This window comes from Pseudomonas sp. PNPG3 (genome assembly GCF_023093815.1).
Classification (GTDB): domain Bacteria; phylum Pseudomonadota; class Gammaproteobacteria; order Pseudomonadales; family Pseudomonadaceae; genus Aquipseudomonas; species Aquipseudomonas asiatica.
On record NZ_JALLKV010000177.1, the window covers coordinates 1 to 287 of the forward strand.

1 protein-coding gene is annotated in these 287 nt (G+C 55.7%); it reads left to right on the top strand.

All coding sequences use genetic code 11. The annotated features are described in order from the left end of the window. Window positions 1–287, top strand: a 287-nt coding sequence (locus MJ643_RS30635; protein ID WP_247727302.1) for a hypothetical protein, incomplete at both ends; no start/stop codon positions are given.

Genomic DNA, 287 nt, shown 5'->3' on the forward strand with positions numbered 1-287 from the left:
TTATGCAGCTGGTCTGCAGTGGTATGCAGAGGCAGTCACTGACCTGGCACTGGTATGTACAGAATTTCCAGGACCACAGCCTGTTATTGCAGTGGGATTTCGCCGGACGCAGCACCGCTTTGCAATTTTTACAGTCAGCCGACCCGCAGCAGCCCTTATTACCGGCGCAGCGACTGGTGCTGCAACTGGTGAAGCAAGCGGGTTACAAAGTGCGTGTGTCTTGCCTGGAAGAGTTGGGCTGCTCGCTGGTGCTGGAGATTCCGCTGTACAAAGTCTGGCAGCAACCG